This is a genomic window from Bacillus sp. 0102A (assembly GCF_036765155.1).
Lineage (GTDB): Bacteria > Bacillota > Bacilli > Bacillales > Bacillaceae > Bacillus > Bacillus subtilis_G.
In genome coordinates this window covers 544,656-566,193 of record NZ_JBAIZW010000001.1, presented here as the reverse complement: position 1 = coordinate 566,193, position 21,538 = coordinate 544,656, and the positions used below count along the sequence as shown (strand labels likewise).

Genomic DNA, 21,538 nt, shown 5'->3' with positions numbered 1-21,538 from the left:
TCGCTGATAGTTAAAGCGAAAAACGAAAAACGAAAAACGAAACATGTCCCAGTAGCTCAGCTGGATAGAGCAACGGCCTTCTAAGCCGTCGGTCGGGAGTTCGAATCTCTCCTGGGACGTACCAAAAGAAAAACCTCAAATCCTTTAAGGATTTGAGGTTTTTTGTTGTTGGTTTATGATTTTTTATTTGTTATTTAACGTATCATCATCCAAGCCGTCAACTTTTCCTTCTTTATTGAAACGAGGCTCTTCTTTTTTCACGGTGTCGGAAATGTGCTCATTCTCTTCGACAGTCCGTTTTCCGACAACCACTTCATCAGTGACAACCGGTTTTTTAGTCACTTCCAGCTTCTCCTCAACGATTGGCACTCTGATCTCTTCCGAATCATTGACGGGAGAAGCGTCCGCTGTGTTTTCATCCACTGGGCGGCGTTCAACATAAATTTCATCGCGTCTCACCGGGATGTCCATATCTCTTTGTTCTGTTTTCACTTCTTTTCCAATCTCTACTTCTCCAGTTTGAACGTCTTCCTTATCGACTTTCAGTTGTTCTTCCCTCAGCGGCATTGTTTTTTCTTCTTTCGTTGTATAATCCGCCATTTCGTTTGTGCTTGAAAAGCCGCCTGAAAGAGCATTGCCGTTATCAATAGGCGGATTGACTTCTGCATCTGTATCAACAGCCACAAGGAGTTTCCCATCATCCAGATCCTCTTGATAATTTTCTATTTCGCCAGTCGTAATATCCAAATCTGATAATGTCTTGCTGTGTGCGGCAGTATCATCCATTGTAAAATAATCTTTCAGCTTATCAAAAAATGATTCGGATTCATCCTCATGTGCATCGACGGCTTGATTGACCTCTGTTCCTGTCCGTGACTCAAGATAATCTGTATCTCGCCGGCTTGTCACAACCGAAATATCGTCAGAATCAAAACCTTTTGTTATTAAGCCTTCAATCGCTGCAATGGTTTCCTGCGGCGTTTCGTATACACCAACTATGCTTTTCATATTAATCTCCTCCTTTATCAATTTTGCATTTTATCGTTCATGTCGTTTTTAATTCCCGCTGAACTTTGAAATAAACAAAATTGAAAGCATCCGAAGTTTTTCAGTAACAAACCTGTTATTATATGAATTTCCTGAAAAATGAATATTCCGGAAATAATATGAAAAAAATCATAGTCATGCCGATATTTGTTATGTGAAACAATTAAATAAAGGGAGTGTTTTCTTTTGAAAAAATGGTTCATTGTTTTTTTCTTATTCGTTATTACGCTGTTTCAATCGCTTCAAACAGTTAGCGCGGAAACAGTTGAATGGAAAGAAAGAGCAGATTTGCCTGAGGCGCGTGTGGGCGCAAGCAGCAGCGTAGTAGATGGAAAGATATACGTGATTGGTGGCGGGATGCAAAAACAAGGTACTTATGGGAACCAAACGTTTGTCTATGATCCTAAAACAAATGAATGGACGAAAAAAGCCGACATGCCAACAGAGAGGGGAGGAGCTGCGACTGTTACAGTTGACGGTAAAATTTATGTCATGGGTGGAATGTCAAACGATGGGGTTGTAAAGACAGTAGAAGTATATGATCCAAAAAAAGATACGTGGGAAAAATCGGATGATCTCCCCTTTGAAAAAAAAGTTCCAGCTTATAGAATTTATGCAGAAGCTATTGGAAAGAAAATTTACGTTGTAGCCTATGAAAATACAAGATATGCAACGACTTACAGTTATGATCTCGAAACGAAGAAATGGGAGAAAAAACAAAAGTTAAATGATGAAATCTATGCGGGTATTACAGCAGTAATCGATAATAAACTATATATCCTTGGCGGAACGCAATACATTGGTCGAATTGTTTATGTCTATGATCCAGAAAATGATAGCTGGACAAAAAATGGTAAGGGATTCAGAGCAGGATATTATTCTGCACTTGTTTATAAAGGAAAAATACTGATGACAGGAGGTGTAACTCGAATCAGGGTGTATGATCCTAAAAATCAATCGGTTATAGGAGTAACTAATCCTAAAGCCCCTTACAGAATGGCTCATTCATCTGCCATTATTGATGATACTCTTTACGTAATCGGTGGAAGAGAGGAAACATCCAGTTTTACTGGGAATGCATCCTCTAATTTTAAATCAGTTATGTCAATTTCATTAAAGGATTTAAACGTACCTTCTGATGCGGAGGAAACCCCGGGAGATAAAGATAAAGGATCAACAACCCCTTCTGAAGACAATTCGGGAGATAAAGATAAAGGGTCAACAACCCCTTCTGAGGATCATTCAGCAACAGAAGACGGAGACGCTCTCCTAGTTATCACCATGGTAAATGGTTTGCAAAAAGAGTATCAGCTGTCCATGAAAGAAGTAAACGGATTCCTCAAATGGTATAAGCAGCGTGATGCGGGAGAGGGACCAGGCTTTTATGAAATAGATGAGCATGACAACAACAAAGGGCCTTTTGAAAGTAAAAAGGATTATGTTGTGTTTAAAAACATTTTGATGTATGAAGTAAATAAATATAAATAATTCATACAAAAACCATCCAGTGCTGGATGGTTTTTGTATGATAAAGCAATAACCGATTTTGTTCTGCTCTTCTTCTGCTCTATTGAATTTTAACGGGGAAATTGATGAAATATACAAAAGAGATAACACGAAATGTCCTCTGCACTTTACCATCAGAAAAAATATCTCACAACTTCTTCGTCATAAACACACTGTTTGGATCTTCCACATAGTCGGCAAACGGTTCACAGTACTGAAAACCAAAGCTTTCATACAATTTTCTTGCCGGCTCAAATGAAGCCATTGAACCTGTTTCTAAGCTTACATGTTCATAGCCCCGCTTCCCAGCCTCCTTAAGGATGTGCTGGAGAACTCGTGTGGCAACTCCTTTTCTTAAATGGGATGCAGACGTCCTCATCGATTTGATTTCTCCATGGCTGCTGTCCAATTCTTTAAGCGCTCCGCAGCCAGCTAGTTCATTGCCCTCCCATGCGCTCCAAAATGTTATTTCAGGCCCTCTCAGCCTTTCTGCATGTAAGGCATGGATGCTTTCTGGCGGGGACATGAGCGCCATGCTATGTAAATGCTCATTTACAAATGAGATCACTTCATGTCCAGTTACATCATCTATTTTTATAAACAATTCTATACCTCCTCAAAAATTTGCAAGTTTTCAGAACATAATTGATTTCATCATATTCATATTCCGTCCTTTTTCCAAATAGAAAGACAGAAAATCTGCCGCTAAGGAATGAAATGAATTGAGAAAGGCGTTTCAAAGCAAAAAAGGGACCGAAACATAGTTCGGCCCTCGTGTCCTTTTAATATCGAAAACCTACGTGGGCGCCGGGTGCTCCGCTGAATACGCCGACGTGCGTCGCCGGGATACTGAAACCGCCTCCATGGCCGCTATAACCGGCACCTGCGAATTGCTGCCCGTAAAATCCTGATGCATATGGGAATGAGGAGTACATAGCAGATGGAGTGCTTATCGGGCTGTATGGCTGACTGTATCCATAGCCGCCAAAAGGATGAGTGTTTTGCTGATAAAAGACAGGAGCTGTCGGATAAAATGTCTGTGGTAAGCTGGGGAATCCTTGCATGTCAGCTAATGATTTATTCATCGTATCACCTTTTCTATCCAAGATACATTCAATGTATGCCAGAGGAATAATGGAAGTGCCTATCTGATTTCTTGTGCATATATCCAGTCGGAACAATAGCATGTCAAATTTTATAACATGTTTCTATCAGATTGAAAAATTCTGGTGTATTATTGATAGATTAATAAAAAAATTATAAAAACTTTTAACATTTGCGATTCCTTATACGCCAATAATGAAAGCGTATTCAATATAATTGATTAATCAAAATTGTCTAATAATTTTAAAAAATGCTGTTGACACTGCGTCCAAAGCGGCGTAATATGAGTTCAACAAAAGATAAATGCAAGCTTCACAAAGCAAAAATGATCGCAATATGATTTCTAAACAATAAAAACAAACGACCTTCTTGAACAGCTGAAGTGCTGTTCCGGAGACTGAATATGAAAAGCGCAGATGAGGATAAGTAGCCTTGATAAAAGCTTTCCACAGAGAACCGGGTTAGCTGAGAACCGGTGAAGCTTTACAAGGTGAACTCGCCTCAGAGTGCCAGTCTGAAATCATAGTAGGACTTGGCCGGGTGAACTGATTCACTCGTTATTAAAGCGGATAGAAATATCCATGAGACGGCTGATTCAATAGGCCGTAAACAAGGGTGGTACCGCGGAAAGAAGAGCCTTTTCGCCCCTTTTAGCTATCGCATTCACTGCGCGGCTGATTGTGGGTGGAAGGGCTTTTTTTATTGAATAATCAGCTATCAAGCTAATAAAAAGATTGATCTTTAGAGGATGGAAATCCAAAAGGAGGAACTGAAAATGGGGACTAATGTACAGGTGGATTCGGCGTCTGCCAAATGTACACAGACGATGAGCGGAGCATTAATGCTGATTGAATCATTGAAAAAAGAGAAAGTAGACATGATATTCGGTTATCCGGGCGGGGCTGTGCTTCCGATCTACGATAAGCTTTACAATTCAGGGTTGGTACATATCCTTCCCCGTCACGAACAAGGTGCGATCCATGCAGCGGAAGGATACGCAAGAGTCTCCGGAAAACCGGGTGTCGTCATTGCCACGTCAGGCCCGGGAGCGACAAACCTTGTTACAGGCCTTGCGGATGCCATGATTGATTCATTGCCATTAGTCGTCTTTACAGGGCAGGTGGCCACATCCGTTATTGGGAGCGATGCATTTCAGGAAGCGGACATTTTAGGAATTACCATGCCGGTGACAAAACACAGCTATCAGGTTCGCCAGCCGGAAGATCTGCCGCGCATCATTAAAGAAGCGTTCCATATTGCAACAACTGGAAGACCCGGACCTGTATTGATTGATATTCCGAAAGATGTAGCAACAATTGAAGGGGAATTCAGCTACGAACATGAGATGAATCTCCCGGGATACCAGCCGACAATAGATCCGAATTATTTGCAGATCCGCAAGCTTGTGGAAGCCGTAAGCAGCGCGAAGAAACCGGTGATCCTGGCGGGTGCAGGCGTACTGCACGGAAAAGCGTCAGAAGAATTAAAAAATTATGTAGAACAGCAGCAAATCCCTGTGGCACACACCCTTTTGGGACTCGGAGGCTTCCCGGCTGATCACCCGCTTTTCCTGGGAATGGCGGGAATGCATGGCACTTATACAGCCAATATGGCCCTCCATGATTGTGACCTTTTAATCAGTATCGGTGCCCGTTTTGATGACCGCGTCACAGGAAACCTGAAGTACTTTGCAAAAAACGCAAAGATTGCCCACATCGATATTGATCCGGCTGAAATCGGAAAAATCATGAAAACACAGATTCCTGTAGTCGGAGACAGCAAAATTGTCCTGCAGGAGCTGATCAAACAAGACGGCAGACAAAGCGATTCAGGTGAATGGAAAAAACAGCTCTCCGAATGGAAAGAAGAGTACCCGCTCTGGTATGTAGATAATGAAGAAGAAGGCTTTAAACCACAGAAATTAATTGAATATATTCATCAATTTACAAATGGCGAGGCTATAGTCGCAACGGATGTCGGCCAGCATCAAATGTGGTCAGCGCAATTCTATCCGTTCCAAAAAGCAGATAAATGGGTCACATCAGGCGGACTTGGAACGATGGGATTCGGCCTTCCGGCAGCGATTGGCGCACAGCTGGCGGATAAAGCTGCTACTGTAGTGGCGGTTCTCGGGGACGGCGGTTTTCAAATGACGCTCCAAGAACTCGATGTCATTCGCGAATTGAATCTTCCGGTCAAAGTCATCATTTTAAATAACGCTTGTCTCGGAATGGTCAGACAGTGGCAGGAAATTTTCTATGAAGAACGCTATTCAGAATCTAAATTTGCTTCTCAGCCTGACTTCGTCAAATTGTCAGAAGCATACGGCATTAAAGGCATCAGAATTTCATCGGATGCGGAAGCGAAAGAAAAGCTGGAAGAGGCATTAACATCAAAAGAGCCAGTTGTCATTGACGTGCGGGTTGCCAGAGAAGAAAAAGTATTCCCGATGGTGGCTCCGGGGAAAGGGCTGCATGAAATGGTGGGGGTGAAACCTTGAAAAGAATTATCACTTTGACTGTGGTGAATCGTTCCGGCGTATTAAACCGGATCACCGGTCTATTTACAAAAAGACATTACAACATTGAAAGCATTACAGTTGGCCACACAGAAACAACCGGCGTTTCCAGAATCACCTTTGTCGTTCACGTTGAAGGAGAAAATGATGTTGAACAGCTGACAAAACAGCTCAACAAACAGATTGATGTCCTGAAAGTCACAGACATCACGAATCAATCGATTGTCCAGAGGGAGCTGGCCTTAATCAAGGTCGTTTCCGCACCGTCAACGAGATCAGAGATTAATGGAATTATAGAACCGTTCAGAGCCTCTGTCGTTGATGTCAGCAGAGACAGCATCGTTGTTCAGGTGACAGGCGAATCTAACAAAATTGAAGCGCTTATTGAATTGTTAAAACCTTATGGCATTAAAGAAATCGCGAGAACAGGTACAACGGCTTTTGCGAGGGGAACCCAGCAAAAGGCGTCATCCAATAAAACAATATCTATTGTATAAAACATAACAAGGGAGAGATTGAAATGGTAAAAGTATATTATAACGGTGATATCAAAGAAAACGTATTGAGTGGGAAAACAGTAGCGGTTATCGGGTACGGTTCGCAAGGTCACGCACATGCCCTGAACCTTAAAGAAAGCGGAGTTGACGTGATCGTCGGTGTTAGACAAGGGAAATCTTTCACGCAAGCTCAAGAAGACGGACATAAAGTATTTTCAGTAAAAGAAGCGGCAGCCCAAGCTGAAATCATCATGGTTCTGCTTCCGGATGAACAGCAGCAAAAAGTATACGAAGCTGAAATCAAAGATGAATTGACAGCAGGAAAATCATTGGTATTCGCTCACGGATTTAACGTTCATTTCCATCAAATTGTTCCTCCTGCGGATGTAGATGTATTCTTGGTAGCGCCTAAAGGCCCGGGGCACTTGGTAAGAAGAACATATGAGCAAGGAGCTGGCGTGCCGGCATTGTTCGCGATTTACCAAGATGTGACTGGAGAAGCAAGAGACAAAGCCCTTGCGTATGCAAAAGGAATCGGCGGCGCTAGAGCGGGCGTTTTGGAAACGACATTTAAAGAAGAAACAGAAACAGATTTGTTCGGTGAGCAAGCAGTTCTTTGCGGAGGATTAAGCGCGCTTGTAAAAGCAGGTTTTGAAACATTAACTGAAGCAGGTTACCAGCCTGAACTTGCGTACTTCGAGTGTCTGCACGAGTTGAAATTAATCGTAGACCTTATGTACGAAGAAGGACTTGAAGGCATGAGATATTCAATCTCTGACACAGCACAGTGGGGAGATTTCGTATCAGGGCCGCGCGTTGTGGACGCTAAAGTAAAAGAATCTATGAAAGAAGTATTAAAAGATATCCAAAACGGGACATTCGCAAAAGAGTGGATCGTCGAAAACCAAGTAAACCGTCCTCGTTTCAACGCCATCAATGCGAGCGAAAACGAACATCAAATCGAAGTGGTGGGAAGAAAACTTCGTGAAATGATGCCGTTTGTGAAACAAGGCAAGAAGAAGGAAGCGGTGGTCTCCGTTGCGCAAAATTAATTTTTTCGACACGACGCTTCGTGATGGTGAACAGTCCCCTGGCGTGAACTTAAATACACAGGAGAAACTTGCCATAGCAAAGCAGCTCGAAAGACTCGGGGCAGATATCATTGAAGCGGGATTTCCCGCTTCGTCCCGAGGTGACTTTTTAGCTGTTCAGGAAATTGCAAGAACCATTAAAAATTGTTCAGTGACTGGTCTTGCCCGTTGTGTAAAAGGTGATATTGATGCTGCTTGGGAAGCGTTAAAGGACGGTGCTTACCCGAGAGTTCACGTATTTATCGCCACATCGGACATTCACTTGAAACACAAGCTGAAAATGACTCGTGAGCAAGTCATCGAAAGAGCGGTTGAAATGGTGAAATACGCAAAAGAGCGTTTTCCGGTTGTGCAATGGTCAGCTGAAGATGCATGCCGGACTGAACTGCCGTTTTTAGCGGAAATCGTCGAGAAAGTCATTGACGCAGGCGCCAGTGTTATCAATCTTCCAGATACGGTCGGCTACCTGGCTCCAGCGGAATACGGAAATATCTTTAAATATATGAAGGAAAACGTTTCGAACATTCATCAAGCAAAGCTTTCAGCCCACTGTCATGATGATTTGGGAATGGCAGTCGCAAACTCTCTTGCTGCGATTGAAAATGGCGCTGATCAAATCGAATGCGCTGTGAACGGGATCGGTGAAAGAGCCGGAAACGCGGCATTAGAGGAGATTGCCGTTGCCCTCCATATCAGAAAAGATTTCTATCAAGTTGAAACAGGCATTACATTGAACGAGATTAAGCGAACAAGCGATTTAGTAAGCAAGCTGACAGGTATGGCTGTTCCGCGCAATAAAGCGGTTGTGGGCGATAATGCATTTGCTCATGAATCAGGCATCCATCAGGACGGCTTCTTAAAAGAAAAATCGACTTATGAAATTATTTCACCGGAGCTTGTCGGTGTAACAGCTGATGCACTTGTCCTGGGTAAACATTCCGGACGCCACGCATTTAAAGACCGGCTGACTGCTTTAGGATTTCAATTTGATAGTGAAGAGATTAATAAATTCTTTACGATGTTCAAAGAGTTGACTGAGAAGAAAAAAGAAATCACTGATGAGGATCTTGTTTCTCTTATTTTAGAAGAAAAAGTAACAGACCGCAAGATTGGGTATGAATTTCTTTCCTTACAAGTGCATTACGGAACAAGCCAGGTTCCTACGGCTACACTTTCTTTGAAAAATCAAGAAAACGCAGAGCTTATTCAGGAAGCGGCAACTGGAGCAGGAAGCGTGGAAGCGATCTACAACACGCTTGAGCGCTGCATCGATAAAGACGTGGAGCTCTTGGACTACCGCATTCAGTCAAATCGAAAAGGCGAAGACGCATTTGCCCAGGTGTATGTAAGAGTTTTATTGAACGGAAAAGAATCAGCAGGGCGGGGCATAGCGCAAGACGTATTAGAAGCTTCAGCGAAAGCTTATTTGAACGCAGTCAACCGTCAATTGGTTTTCCAGTCGAATATGAGCGGACTTAAAAACCATACAGCTGTCGGGTCATAAAAGAAAGGAGAACGGTTAACTTGAAGAAACGAATTGCTCTATTGCCTGGAGACGGGATCGGCCCTGAGGTATTAGAATCAGCGACAGACGTACTGAAAAGTGTTGCCGAACGCTTTAAACATGATTTTGAATTTGAATATGGCCTGATCGGAGGGGCGGCGATTGATGAACATAACAACCCCCTCCCGGAGGGAACTGTTTCGGCTTGTAAAAATGCGGACGCTATATTGCTTGGCGCTGTAGGCGGACCGAAATGGGATCAAAATCCTTCGGAGCTGAGACCGGAAAAAGGGCTGCTCAGCATCAGAAAACAGCTAGATTTATTTGCGAATTTGCGGCCTGTGAAGGTGTTTGAAAGCCTCTCTGACGCTTCACCTTTGAAAAAAGAATATATTGATAACGTTGATTTCGTTATCGTCCGTGAGCTGACAGGCGGCTTGTATTTCGGCCAGCCGAGCAAACGTTATGTAAACACTGAAGGTGAGCAGGAAGCTGTAGACACACTGTTTTATAAGCGGACGGAAATTGAGCGCGTGATCAGAGAGGGCTTTAAAATGGCGGCGGCCAGAAAAGGCAAAGTGACCTCTGTTGATAAAGCGAACGTTCTTGAATCAAGCAGGCTGTGGCGTGAAGTGGCAGAGGACGTTGCAAAAGACTTTCCTGATGTGAAGCTGGAGCATATGCTTGTGGACAACGCGGCCATGCAGCTGATTTATGCACCGAATCAATTTGATGTCGTGGTGACTGAAAACATGTTCGGCGATATTTTAAGCGATGAAGCATCCATGCTTACAGGCTCACTCGGAATGCTCCCGTCAGCCAGCCTGTCAAGTTCAGGTCTTCATCTTTTTGAGCCTGTTCACGGATCCGCGCCTGACATAGCCGGTAAAGGGATGGCAAATCCGTTCGCGGCCATATTGTCAGCGGCAATGCTTTTGAGGACATCTTTCGGGCTTGAAGAGGAAGCGAAAGCTGTAGAAGATGCGGTTAATAAAGTCTTGGCTTCCGGAAAAAGAACAAGAGACTTGGCACGAGGCGAAGAGTTCAGCAGCACTCAGGCCATTACAAAGGAAGTTAAGACATTAATTATGAGTGAAAATACAATTTCTAATGTGTGACAGCTTACGTTAAGCGGTCTTAGTTCATAGGTAGAGGGAGGAAATAAAAGATGATGCCTCGAACAATCATCGAAAAGATTTGGGATCAGCATATTGTCAAACATGGTGAAGGGAAACCGGATCTTCTCTATATTGATTTGCATCTTATTCATGAGGTGACGTCTCCTCAGGCATTTGAAGGGTTGAGACAAAAGGAAAGAAAGGTCAGAAGACCCCAAAACACATTTGCGACAATGGACCACAACATCCCGACCGTCAATCGTTTTGAGATAAAGGATGAAGTTGCGAAACGCCAAGTGACGGCGCTTGAACGAAACTGTGAAGAATTTGGCGTGCGCCTTGCCGATCTTCACAGTGTGGATCAAGGGATTGTCCATGTCGTCGGTCCTGAACTGGGCTTAACGCTTCCGGGGAAAACGATCGTATGCGGCGACAGCCATACATCAACCCATGGCGCATTCGGCGCCCTTGCATTCGGGATCGGGACAAGTGAAGTTGAGCATGTCCTTTCCACACAGACACTTTGGCAGCAGCGTCCGAAAACACTTGAAGTGCGCGTAGACGGAACGCTTCAAAAAGGGGTAACGGCAAAGGATGTCATTCTTGCTGTCATTGGTAAATACGGGGTGAAATTCGGCACTGGCTACGTCATTGAATACACTGGGGAAGTATTCAGAAATATGACGATGGATGAACGAATGACCGTGTGTAACATGTCAATTGAAGCAGGGGCAAGAGCAGGGTTGATTGCACCTGACGAAGTGACATTTGAATATTGCCAAAGCCGCAAATACACGCCAAAAGGCGAAGAATTTGACAAAGCCGTAGAGGAATGGAAGGCGCTGCGCACAGATTCTGGCGCTGTTTACGATAAATCTATCGTCCTTGACGGCAACGAAATTTCTCCTATGGTGACATGGGGCATCAACCCGGGAATGGTTCTTCCTGTCGATTTTGAAGTTCCTGCGCCGGAAAGCTTTTCCGCAGAAGATGACAAAAAAGAAGCGATTCGCGCTTATGAATATATGGGGCTGACCCCCCATCAGAAAATTGAAGACATCAAAGTGGATCACGTATTTATCGGTTCCTGCACAAATTCCCGCATGACTGACCTTCGCCAGGCTGCTGATATGATCAAAGGGAAGAGGGTAGCTGACAGCGTAAGAGCCATCGTCGTTCCCGGATCTCAAAGCGTAAAGCTTCAGGCTGAAAAAGAAGGGCTTGACCAGATTTTCTTGGAAGCTGGATTTGAATGGAGAGAGTCAGGCTGCAGTATGTGTTTAAGCATGAATAATGACGTTGTTCCTGAGGGAGAGCGCTGTGCGTCAACCTCTAACCGCAACTTCGAGGGCAGACAAGGAAAAGGTGCAAGAACACATCTCGTCAGCCCGGCAATGGCTGCAATGGCTGCCATTCACGGACACTTCGTTGATGTCAGAAAGTTTTATCAGGAAAAAACAGTTGTGTAAGGAGTGCGCGAGATGGAACCTTTGAAAACACATACGGGGAAAGCGGCCGTATTAAATCGAATCAATGTTGACACAGACCAGATTATTCCTAAGCAATTTTTGAAGAGGATTGAAAGAACAGGCTACGGCCGATTTGCATTCTTTGATTGGAGATATGATGAGAAAGGTGAACTGAACCCTGAATTTGAATTAAACCAGCCTGCTTATCAAGGGGCTTCCATTTTAATAGCGGGAGAAAACTTCGGGTGCGGTTCATCACGTGAACACGCTCCATGGGCGCTTGATGATTATGGGTTTAAAATCATTATCGCGCCGTCATTTGCTGATATTTTCCACCAGAACTGCTTTAAAAACGGTATGCTGCCGATTCGTATGCCATATGACAATTGGAGAACGCTTGTCGGTCAGTATGAAAACCAGTCATTGCAAATGACTGTTGACCTTGAAAATCAGCTTATTCGTGATAGTGAAGGCAATCAAATTTCATTCGAAGTTGATCCGCATTGGAAAGAGATGCTCATCAACGGCTATGATGAAATTTCATTAACGCTTTTGCTGGAAGATGAAATCAAGCAGTTTGAATCACAAAGAAGCTCTTGGCTTCAAGCCTGAAAAAGCTGCCGGCATTTGTCCGGCGGCTTTTTTAGCCTGGCGAAACCTTTCATTCCTTGTTTTTGTTCGCAGGTGTTGATACACTTGAACAAAATAAATGCCTGAAAGGAATATAGGTATGACGCATGACAAGAAAAACGCAAAAATTATTCCTTTTCCTCATCTGAAAGACCGTCTTGTGGAAAAAGGGATGTCATCACTGAAGGAAAAAAAGTATCAAGAAGCGCTTGATCTGTTTTCAGAAGCGATGAAATATGATGATACTGAATCTGATCTTCACTTAGGGATGGCCATCTGCTTTTTAGAGCTGGGCGAATTGGAAGAGGCAGAAAGCGTATGCGAGAAGATGCTAAAAGAAGGTTACGGCCATTATTTTACGGTTTTACAGGTGTACATGACCATCTTAATTCAGCTCAAAAAATACGAAGAAGTCAAAAGCACGATTGAAGCTGTTTTGGAAGAAAACCAGCTGCCTGCGGAAAGTGCCGAACAATTTTATAAGCTGCTTGATTTCAGCCGTAAAATGACCGATCCGGAACGTGAAGACGAGGCTTGGGCCGAGGAATATGAGGATACAATTGACACGGAGAAAGTGCTGGCAAGCCCTGAGGAGCAAATGAATTTAATTCATTCTTTAAAAGACCGGAATGTAGCGAAGTATACAGGTCTGCTCAAAACAATCCTTCAAGACCCCTCAGCTCACCCGAATATCAAAACGATGATCGTCATGCTGTTGGCTGAGCATGAGTATAGCAAACCTGTGCACATTACTAAATTTGGCGAGTCGCTGACAATTGAACCGTCTGAGATTGTCCCGCCTGACGCCGCACCGATTTTACACCGTGTTCTTCGGGTGCTGGATGAGACACTTGGAAATGAAAATCCAACCTTATATGCGGCAGTTGAAGAAGTGTGGAGAAGACATTTATATGTTTTATATCCGTTCCAGCCGAAATTGCTTTCGGCTGACCTTTGGGCAGCTGCCCTGCATAAAGTCGGTTACGAGATGCATGGGATTGAAATTGAAAGAGAAGAACTTCATATGATGTATGAGTTTACCGACAGAGAACTCGATGAAGCGTGCACGATGATAAAAGATATTGAAGAAATTTCTTATTTGTAAATCGCGCCATATAGTTGAAAGCGGTATGTGTTATGTTATAATATAATGGTTGTATTTGTGTATAACGGGTTATAAGAAATACGGTTGGACAGGCTTTGCAGTTCATTATTAACATCTATACATAATGATTCTGATCTTTGGCAGCTTTGTTTTTGTTGGACGAAGCCGAATGATTGCTTTAGAATGGAAGACCGACACAACCTGAATAGATTTTTGGAGGGAAACACATGTCTGTAAAATGGGAAAAACAAGAAGGCAACGAAGGCGTTTTAACGGTTGAAGTTGATGCTGAAACGTTTAAAACAGCACTTGATGATGCATTTAAAAAAGTAGTAAAACAAGTTTCAATTCCTGGATTCCGTAAAGGAAAAATTCCTCGCGGATTATTCGAACAGCGCTTTGGCGTAGAAGCTCTTTACCAAGATGCTTTGGATATTCTTCTTCCTGTAGAATACCCGAAAGCGGTTGAAGAAGCTGGAATCGAGCCTGTAGACCGTCCTGAAATCGATGTTGAAAAAATCGAAAAAGGCGAAAGCTTAATCTTCACAGCTAAAGTAACAGTGAAACCTGAAGTGAAGCTTGGCGAATACAAAGGCCTAGGCGTTGAAAAAGACGATGCAACTGTAACTGACGAAGATGTTCAAAACGAACTAAAAGCCCTTCAAGAGCGTCAAGCGGAGCTTGTTGTAAAAGAAGAAGGCGCTGTTGAAGAAGGAAACACAGTTGTTCTTGATTTCGAAGGTTTCGTTGACGGCGAAGCGTTCGAAGGCGGAAAAGCAGAAAACTACTCTCTTGAAGTAGGTTCTGGTTCATTCATCCCTGGCTTCGAAGAGCAGGTAGTCGGCCTTGAAGCAGGCGCTGAGAAGGATGTTGAAGTGACATTCCCTGAAGAGTATCACGCTGAAGAGCTTGCTGGCAAACCAGCTGTGTTCAAAGTGAAAATTCACGAAATCAAAGCGAAAGAGCTTCCAGAGCTTGACGATGAATTCGCAAAAGATATCGATGAAGAAGTGGAATCACTTGCCGAATTAACTGAAAAAACAAAGAAACGTTTAGAAGAAGCGAAAGAAAACGAAGCTGACGCTAAATTGCGTGAAGAGCTTGTTCTGAAAGCTTCTGAAAATGCTGAAATCGATGTACCGCAAGCAATGGTCGACACTGAGCTTGACCGCATGCTGAAAGAATTCGAACAGCGTCTGCAAATGCAAGGGATGAACCTTGAGCTTTACACTCAATTCTCTGGCCAAGATGAAGCTGCGTTAAAAGAGCAAATGAAAGAAGATGCTGAAAAACGCGTTAAATCTAACCTGACTCTTGAGGCGATTGCGAAAGCGGAAAACCTTGAAGTGTCAGATGAGGAAGTTGATGCTGAGCTTTCTAAAATGGCTGAAGCATACAACATGCCTGTTGAAAATATTAAACAAGCCATCGGTTCTACTGACGCGATGAAAGAAGATTTAAAAGTTCGCAAAGCGATTGATTTTCTTGTAGAAAACCGTTAATATGGTGCATAATAATAGTAATAATAAAACAGGGCGCGAATCATTCGTGCCTTGTTTTGTACAATTATGATATATCTCTTTTTCTTGGGGCAAGATAGTTAATGAAGGGCAGTTTTTTGTCATACATATAGAATGTGCAAGTCAGAAACACATTGTTACCGTCTTTTTGGAAAGTATGGTAAAATGCAATACATACTCGTTCGTTTCAAGAACCATTTTCTTTTGCTCTGCCGGTAAAAGAAAAAGTGAGACAAGATTAAGGGGTGAAAGAATGTTTAAATTTAACGAGGAAAAAGGACAATTAAAATGCTCGTTTTGTGGAAAAACACAAGATCAGGTTCGTAAGCTTGTAGCCGGACCTGGTGTATATATATGTGACGAATGTATCGAACTCTGCACTGAAATTGTGGAGGAAGAACTCGGAACTGAAGAAGAAGTAGAATTTAAAGACGTACCGAAGCCTCAGGAAATTCGCGAAATTCTAAATGAGTATGTCATCGGACAGGATCAAGCGAAGAAATCACTCGCTGTTGCTGTGTATAACCACTATAAGCGCATTAACTCCAACAGTAAAGTTGATGATGTTGAGCTTTCAAAAAGTAATATTTCATTAATCGGTCCTACAGGAAGCGGTAAAACCCTTCTGGCGCAAACATTGGCCCGCATTTTAAATGTGCCGTTTGCGATTGCGGACGCTACGTCTTTGACTGAAGCTGGATATGTGGGTGAAGATGTAGAGAATATTCTCTTGAAGCTCATCCAAGCTGCTGATTATGATGTAGAAAAAGCCGAAAAAGGCATTATTTATATTGATGAAATCGATAAAGTGGCAAGAAAATCAGAAAACCCGTCTATTACACGTGACGTGTCAGGTGAAGGTGTACAGCAGGCATTGCTTAAAATTCTTGAGGGTACAGTGGCAAGCGTGCCGCCTCAAGGAGGACGTAAGCACCCTCATCAAGAATTCATTCAAATTGACACAACAAACATTTTGTTCATTTGCGGCGGTGCTTTCGATGGTATCGAGCAAATCATCAAACGCCGTTTAGGTCAAAAAGTGATTGGATTCGGTGGGGACAATAAAGCTGCTGATCTTGAGAAAGAAGATCTTCTTTCAAAAGTGCTTCCTGAAGACTTGCTCCGCTTCGGGTTAATTCCTGAATTTATCGGACGTCTTCCGGTTATTGCGAGCCTTGAAAAGCTTGACGAAGAAGCATTGGTTGCGATTTTAACAAAACCGAAAAACGCTCTTGTTAAGCAATTCAAGAAAATGCTTGAGCTTGACAATGTTGAGCTTGAGTTTGAAGAAGGAGCGCTTTCTGAAATTGCTAAAAAAGCAATTGAACGTAAGACTGGAGCGCGCGGACTCCGTTCTATCATTGAAGGCATCATGCTTGATGTGATGTTTGATCTGCCTTCTCGTGATGACATTGAAAAATGTGTGATTACCGGGGCAACTGTGACACACGGAGAGCTTCCCCGCCTTTTATTAAAAGACGGCACTGAGGTAAGCCAAGATAAAACATCTGCATAAAGATAAGCACAAACCTCCTGAGTGGTGACATTCAGGAGGTTTTTTGTCGTGCAAACTCTTCCAGAAAAACGTTTATTCCCGTCTTCTGTGGGAGATACTAGCATTCAGAGGAATGAATTGGATACATAAATTGTTTTTCAGGAGGGACCACCATGAGTTGGACAGGGATCGCGTTATTTATTCAGCTGTTTTTTGGGATCATCATCGGTTTGTATTTTTGGAATTTGCTTAAAAATCAAAGGACACAAAAGGTCACGATAGATAAGGAATCGAAGAAGGAAATGGAGCAGCTTCGGAAAATGCGTGCCATCAGCTTGTCCGAGCCATTATCTGAAAAGGTCCGCCCCAAAAGTTTTCAAGATATCGTTGGACAGGAAGACGGCATTAAAGCATTAAAGGCCGCTTTGTGCGGGCCCAATCCTCAGCATGTCATTGTCTATGGGCCTCCGGGCGTCGGAAAAACAGCTGCTGCACGGCTTGTGTTAGAAGAAGCGAAAAAACATAAACAATCGCCGTTTAAAGAGCAGGCTGTATTTGTGGAACTCGATGCGACAACAGCTCGTTTTGATGAAAGAGGAATTGCCGATCCGCTCATCGGCTCTGTCCATGATCCCATATACCAAGGGGCAGGAGCGATGGGGCAGGCGGGGATTCCGCAGCCGAAGCAGGGTGCTGTTACCCATGCTCATGGCGGTGTGCTGTTTATTGATGAAATAGGTGAGCTGCATCCTATTCAAATGAATAAAATGCTGAAGGTGCTTGAGGACAGAAAAGTCTTTTTAGACAGCGCGTATTACAGCGAGGAAAACACACAAATCCCGAATCATATTCACGACATTTTTCAAAATGGGCTGCCGGCTGATTTTCGCCTGATTGGCGCAACGACAAGAATGCCGAACGAAATTCCGCCAGCTATCCGATCCCGCTGTTTAGAGGTATTTTTCCGTGAGCTTGAAAAGGATGAACTGAAAACAGTTGCCAAAACAGCAGCAGATAAAATTGAAAAAAACATTTCTGCTGAAGGTTTGGATCTGCTGACCAGCTTTACGCGAAACGGGCGGGAAGCTGTTAACATGATTCAAATCGCGGCGGGAATGGCGGTAACGGAGAATCGGAAAGACATTACGATTGAGGATATTGAATGGGTTATTCATTCCAGCCAGCTTATTCCGAAGCACGAGCAGAAAATCGGCGCTGAACCGCAAGTCGGTATCGTAAATGGGCTTGCGGTATATGGACCTAATAGCGGGTCGCTGCTGGAAATCGAAGTGAGTGTAAGTCCGGCTCAGGACAAAGGATCCATTAATATCACAGGAATAGCTGAAGAAGAGAGTATCGGCAGCCAATCAAAATCAATCCGGCGAAAAAGCATGGCGAAGGGGTCGGTTGAAAACGTGTTAACCGTCCTCCGCACAATGGGAATGAAGCCATCTGATTATGATATACACGTTAATTTCCCAGGAGGGATTCCGATTGATGGGCCGTCGGCAGGCATCGCCATGGCAGCAGGAATTTTCTCGGCGATTCACAAAATCCCAATTGACAATACTGTTGCCATGACGGGCGAAATCAGCCTGAATGGTCTTGTAAAACCCATTGGGGGCGTGATTCCGAAAATAAAAGCAGCTAAGCAATCCGGTGCGAAAAAAGTGATCATCCCGTATGAAAATCAGCAGGCGATCCTAAAGCAGATTGACGGAATCACAATTATTGCAGTGAAGACGTTCCAGGAAGTGCTTGATGAAATTTTAGTGAATCCGCCAACAGAACAAAAACCGTTTAATATGCAAATCAATAAAGAATCCGTCTGACCCTATTTGTAAAATAGGGTTTTTTCTATGAAGGACATCTTTTCCTTTTTCATATCGGAAAGAAAGGGTATACTACGAGGAGACTGTATTATAGAAAATAGAACCATGCCGTTTATTGTACAAGGATGAAAAAGTTGTATTATAATGGTTCATACTAAAGTCACGGAGGTGTCAGTCATATGGCAGAAGAATTAAAACGCAGCATCCCGCTCCTCCCTTTAAGAGGTTTATTAGTGTACCCGACGATGGTTTTACACTTAGATGTAGGACGTGACAAGTCGGTTCAAGCCCTTGAACAGGCAATGATGCATGATCATATGATATTTTTAGCCACTCAGCAGGATATTTCGATAGACGAACCGGGTGAAGACGAGATTTTCACTGTCGGCACCTATACAAAAATTAAGCAAATGCTGAAGCTTCCGAACGGTACGATTCGTGTGTTGGTTGAGGGCCTCAAACGCGCTCAAATCGTCAAATACAATGAGTATGAGGATTACACGTCGGTCGACATTCAGCTGATTCATGAAGATGAATCAAAAGATACAGAAGACGAAGCATTGATGCGGACTTTGTTAGACCACTTTGATCAGTACATAAAAATTTCCAAAAAAATCTCTGCCGAAACATACGCCGCGGTTACAGATATCGAAGAGCCAGGGAGAATGGCAGACATCGTTGCTTCTCACCTGCCCCTTAAACTAAAGGATAAGCAGGATATTTTAGAAACGTCTGACGTCAAAGACAGACTGAACAAGGTTATTGATTTTATTAATAATGAAAAAGAAGTGCTGGAGATCGAGAAAAAAATCGGCCAGCGCGTTAAACGTTCGATGGAGCGTACGCAAAAGGAATACTACTTGCGTGAGCAAATGAAAGCAATCCAAAAAGAGCTTGGCGATAAAGAAGGCAAAACAGGCGAAGTACAAACGCTGACGGAAAAAATCGAAGAAGCGGGCATGCCTGACCATGTGAAGGAAACCGCGCTAAAGGAATTGAACAGATATGAAAAAATTCCGTCAAGTTCCGCGGAAAGCTCTGTGATCCGCAATTATATCGACTGGCTGATCGCTCTCCCGTGGACGGATGAGACAGATGATAAGCTTGATCTGAAAGAGGCAGGACGCCTCTTGGACGAAGAGCATCACGGACTAGAGAAAGTGAAAGAACGGATCTTAGAATATTTGGCTGTCCAGAAGCTGACAAAATCCCTAAAAGGCCCGATTCTCTGCTTGGCGGGACCTCCAGGTGTCGGGAAAACGTCTTTAGCGAAATCAATTGCAAAAAGCTTGGAGCGGAAATTTGTCAGAGTTTCACTCGGCGGAGTGCGTGACGAATCAGAGATCCGCGGACACAGACGAACTTATGTCGGAGCAATGCCTGGACGCATTATTCAAGGTATGAAAAAAGCGGGCAAGCTGAATCCGGTATTCTTATTAGACGAGATTGACAAAATGTCATCTGATTTCAGAGGCGACCCGTCATCTGCTATGCTTGAAGTGCTAGATCCAGAGCAAAACAGCACCTTCAGTGATCACTATATTGAAGAAACCTTTGATTTATCAAAAGTGCTGTTTATCGCAACGGCAAACAATTTGGCGACGATTCCGGGTCCGCTCAGAGACAGAATGGAAATTATTAATATTGCAGGTTACACAGAAGTAGAAAAACTCGAAATCGTGAAAGACCACCTGCTTCCGAAGCAGATCAAGGAACACGGGCTTAAGAAAAGCAACCTGCAGCTGCGTGATCAGGCGATTCTCGATATCATCCGCTACTATACGAGAGAAGCGGGTGTCAGAAGCCTTGAACGCCAGCTTGCCGCGATTTGCCGTAAGGCCGCAAGAACCATTGTTGCTGAAGAGCGAAAACGGATTACGGTTACTGAGAAGAACCTTCAGGACTTTATCGGAAAGCGCATTTTCAGATATGGACAAGCCGAAACAGAAGATCAAATAGGTGTAGTTACAGGGCTTGCTTATACAACCGTCGGCGGAGATACGCTGTCGATTGAAGTATCGCTTTCTCCGGGTAAAGGGAAATTGATCCTGACAGGAAAGCTCGGAGATGTCATGAGAGAGTCAGCTCAGGCTGCATTCAGCTATGTGCGTTCAAAAACAGAAGAACTTGGCATTGAACCTGACTTTCATGAGAAGTATGATATTCATATACATGTACCTGAGGGTGCGGTGCCTAAAGATGGTCCGTCAGCCGGTATTACGATGGCGACAGCTCTTGTTTCTGCTTTAACTGGACGGGCAGTTTCACGTGAAGTCGGCATGACTGGGGAAATCACGCTTCGCGGACGCGTGCTTCCAATCGGCGGATTAAAGGAAAAAGCGCTTGGCGCGCATAGAGCGGGATTAAAGACCATTATTGCGCCTAAAGAGAATGAAAAAGATATAGAGGATATTCCGGAAAGCGTCAGAGAGGGCCTGACATTTATATTGGCGTCCCACTTAGACGAAGTTTTGGAACATGCCTTAGTAGGAGAGAAAAAATGAAAGTCACAAAGTCAGAAATCGTGATCAGTGCGGTTAAGCCGGAACAGTACCCTGGGGGGGGACTTCCGGAAATTGCACTGGCCGGAAGATCGAACGTGGGAAAATCGTCTTTTATCAATTCATTAATCAATCGCAAAAATCTTGCGAGAACATCATCAAAACCGGGAAAAACACAAACGCTGAATTTTTATATTATCAATGATGTTTTGCATTTTGTGGATGTACCGGGTTACGGTTTTGCCAAAGTGTCAAAGTCTGAGCGTGAAGCTTGGGGCAGAATGATTGAAACTTATATTACGTCACGCGAGGAATTGAAAGCAGTGGTGCAGATCGTTGATTTGCGGCATGCGCCGTCTAATGATGATGTGCAGATGTATGAATTCTTAAAGTATTACGGCATCCCTGTCATTATTATCGCTACAAAGGCGGATAAGATCCCGAAAGGAAAATGGGACAAACACGCAAAAGTTGTCCGCCAGACATTAAATATTGATCCTGAAGATGAGCTGATTCTCTACTCCTCAGAAACGAAAAAGGGGAAAGACGAGGCTTGGGGAGCGATCAAAAAAATGATAAACCGGTAGAGAGTTTTCTCTGC

17 protein-coding genes, 1 tRNA gene and 1 other annotated feature are annotated in these 21,538 nt (G+C 43.5%); of the genes, 15 read left to right on the top strand and 3 right to left on the bottom strand.

Annotation, left to right across the window (positions count from 1 at the left end):
• Positions 1-45 precede the first annotated feature (45 nt).
• Positions 46-119, top strand: a tRNA-Arg gene (locus V6D41_RS03205).
• Between the two features lie 64 nt (positions 120-183).
• Here V6D41_RS03205 and V6D41_RS03200 read toward each other — a convergent pair.
• Positions 184-1,008, bottom strand: a complete 825-nt coding sequence (locus V6D41_RS03200) for a YsnF/AvaK domain-containing protein (RefSeq protein ID WP_333517258.1) — start codon at positions 1,006-1,008, stop codon at positions 184-186.
• 225 nt (positions 1,009-1,233) lie between these two features.
• Between V6D41_RS03200 and V6D41_RS03195 the strand changes: the two genes are divergently transcribed.
• Positions 1,234-2,535, top strand: coding sequence for a Kelch repeat-containing protein (locus V6D41_RS03195; protein WP_333517257.1), 1,302 nt, complete (start codon positions 1,234-1,236; stop codon positions 2,533-2,535).
• A 166-nt stretch (positions 2,536-2,701) separates the two neighbouring features.
• Here the strand turns inward: V6D41_RS03195 and V6D41_RS03190 are convergent, their stop codons facing one another.
• Together V6D41_RS03190 and V6D41_RS03185 are read right to left on the bottom strand one after the other, a co-directional pair.
• A complete protein-coding gene (locus V6D41_RS03190; protein ID WP_333517256.1) occupies positions 2,702-3,157 on the bottom strand; it encodes a GNAT family N-acetyltransferase in 456 nt (151 codons plus the stop codon).
• A 178-nt stretch (positions 3,158-3,335) separates the two neighbouring features.
• Positions 3,336-3,638, bottom strand: coding sequence for a hypothetical protein (locus V6D41_RS03185; RefSeq protein ID WP_333517255.1), 303 nt, complete (start codon positions 3,636-3,638; stop codon positions 3,336-3,338).
• Between the two features lie 423 nt (positions 3,639-4,061).
• Positions 4,062-4,309, top strand: a binding site (T-box leader).
• A gap of 123 nt (positions 4,310-4,432) precedes the next feature.
• Between V6D41_RS03185 and ilvB the strand changes: the two genes are divergently transcribed.
• From ilvB to yihA, 13 genes are all read left to right on the top strand, one after another.
• On the top strand, positions 4,433-6,157 hold the full coding sequence (gene ilvB, locus V6D41_RS03180; protein WP_333517254.1) for an acetolactate synthase large subunit: 1,725 nt from the start codon (positions 4,433-4,435) through the stop codon (positions 6,155-6,157).
• Positions 6,154-6,672 (top strand): acetolactate synthase small subunit, encoded by a 519-nt coding sequence (gene ilvN, locus V6D41_RS03175; RefSeq protein WP_003222543.1) that lies wholly within the window; start codon positions 6,154-6,156, stop codon positions 6,670-6,672. The genes ilvB and ilvN overlap by 4 nt, the downstream gene beginning before the upstream one ends.
• 23 nt (positions 6,673-6,695) lie before the next feature.
• Positions 6,696-7,724 (top strand): ketol-acid reductoisomerase, encoded by a 1,029-nt coding sequence (ilvC, locus tag V6D41_RS03170; protein WP_148962257.1) that lies wholly within the window; start codon positions 6,696-6,698, stop codon positions 7,722-7,724.
• Positions 7,711-9,267: a 2-isopropylmalate synthase gene (locus tag V6D41_RS03165; protein WP_333517253.1), complete on the top strand. Its 1,557-nt coding sequence runs from the start codon at positions 7,711-7,713 to the stop codon at positions 9,265-9,267. The genes ilvC and V6D41_RS03165 overlap by 14 nt, the downstream gene beginning before the upstream one ends.
• Positions 9,268-9,287: 20 nt before the next feature.
• Positions 9,288-10,385 carry a 3-isopropylmalate dehydrogenase gene (gene leuB / locus V6D41_RS03160; protein ID WP_333517252.1) on the top strand — a complete coding sequence of 366 codons (1,098 nt, stop codon included), beginning with the start codon at positions 9,288-9,290 and terminating at the stop codon, positions 10,383-10,385.
• Between the two features lie 50 nt (positions 10,386-10,435).
• The gene (gene leuC / locus V6D41_RS03155) at positions 10,436-11,854 is read left to right on the top strand and encodes a 3-isopropylmalate dehydratase large subunit (protein ID WP_333517251.1); all 1,419 of its coding nucleotides are present in this window, start codon (positions 10,436-10,438) and stop codon (positions 11,852-11,854) included.
• A 12-nt stretch (positions 11,855-11,866) separates the two neighbouring features.
• Entirely contained in the window at positions 11,867-12,466 is a 600-nt protein-coding gene (gene leuD / locus V6D41_RS03150) for a 3-isopropylmalate dehydratase small subunit (RefSeq protein ID WP_333517250.1), read from the top strand.
• Between the two features lie 118 nt (positions 12,467-12,584).
• The gene (gene ddcA, locus V6D41_RS03145; RefSeq protein ID WP_333517249.1) at positions 12,585-13,589 is read left to right on the top strand and encodes a DNA damage checkpoint antagonist DdcA; all 1,005 of its coding nucleotides are present in this window, start codon (positions 12,585-12,587) and stop codon (positions 13,587-13,589) included.
• Between the two features lie 227 nt (positions 13,590-13,816).
• Positions 13,817-15,091, top strand: a complete 1,275-nt coding sequence (gene tig / locus V6D41_RS03140; protein ID WP_333517248.1) for a trigger factor — start codon at positions 13,817-13,819, stop codon at positions 15,089-15,091.
• A gap of 271 nt (positions 15,092-15,362) precedes the next feature.
• A complete protein-coding gene (gene clpX, locus V6D41_RS03135; protein ID WP_087992336.1) occupies positions 15,363-16,625 on the top strand; it encodes an ATP-dependent protease ATP-binding subunit ClpX in 1,263 nt (420 codons plus the stop codon).
• Positions 16,626-16,777: 152 nt separating this feature from the next.
• Positions 16,778-18,436 (top strand): ATP-dependent protease LonB, encoded by a 1,659-nt coding sequence (gene lonB / locus V6D41_RS03130; protein WP_333517247.1) that lies wholly within the window; start codon positions 16,778-16,780, stop codon positions 18,434-18,436.
• A 179-nt stretch (positions 18,437-18,615) separates the two neighbouring features.
• Complete coding sequence (lon, locus tag V6D41_RS03125) at positions 18,616-20,940, top strand: endopeptidase La (RefSeq protein ID WP_333517246.1); 2,325 nt, start codon at positions 18,616-18,618, stop codon at positions 20,938-20,940.
• Positions 20,937-21,524, top strand: a complete 588-nt coding sequence (yihA, locus tag V6D41_RS03120) for a ribosome biogenesis GTP-binding protein YihA/YsxC (protein WP_087992333.1) — start codon at positions 20,937-20,939, stop codon at positions 21,522-21,524. The genes lon and yihA overlap by 4 nt, the downstream gene beginning before the upstream one ends.
• The last annotated feature ends 14 nt before the right edge of the window (positions 21,525-21,538 follow it).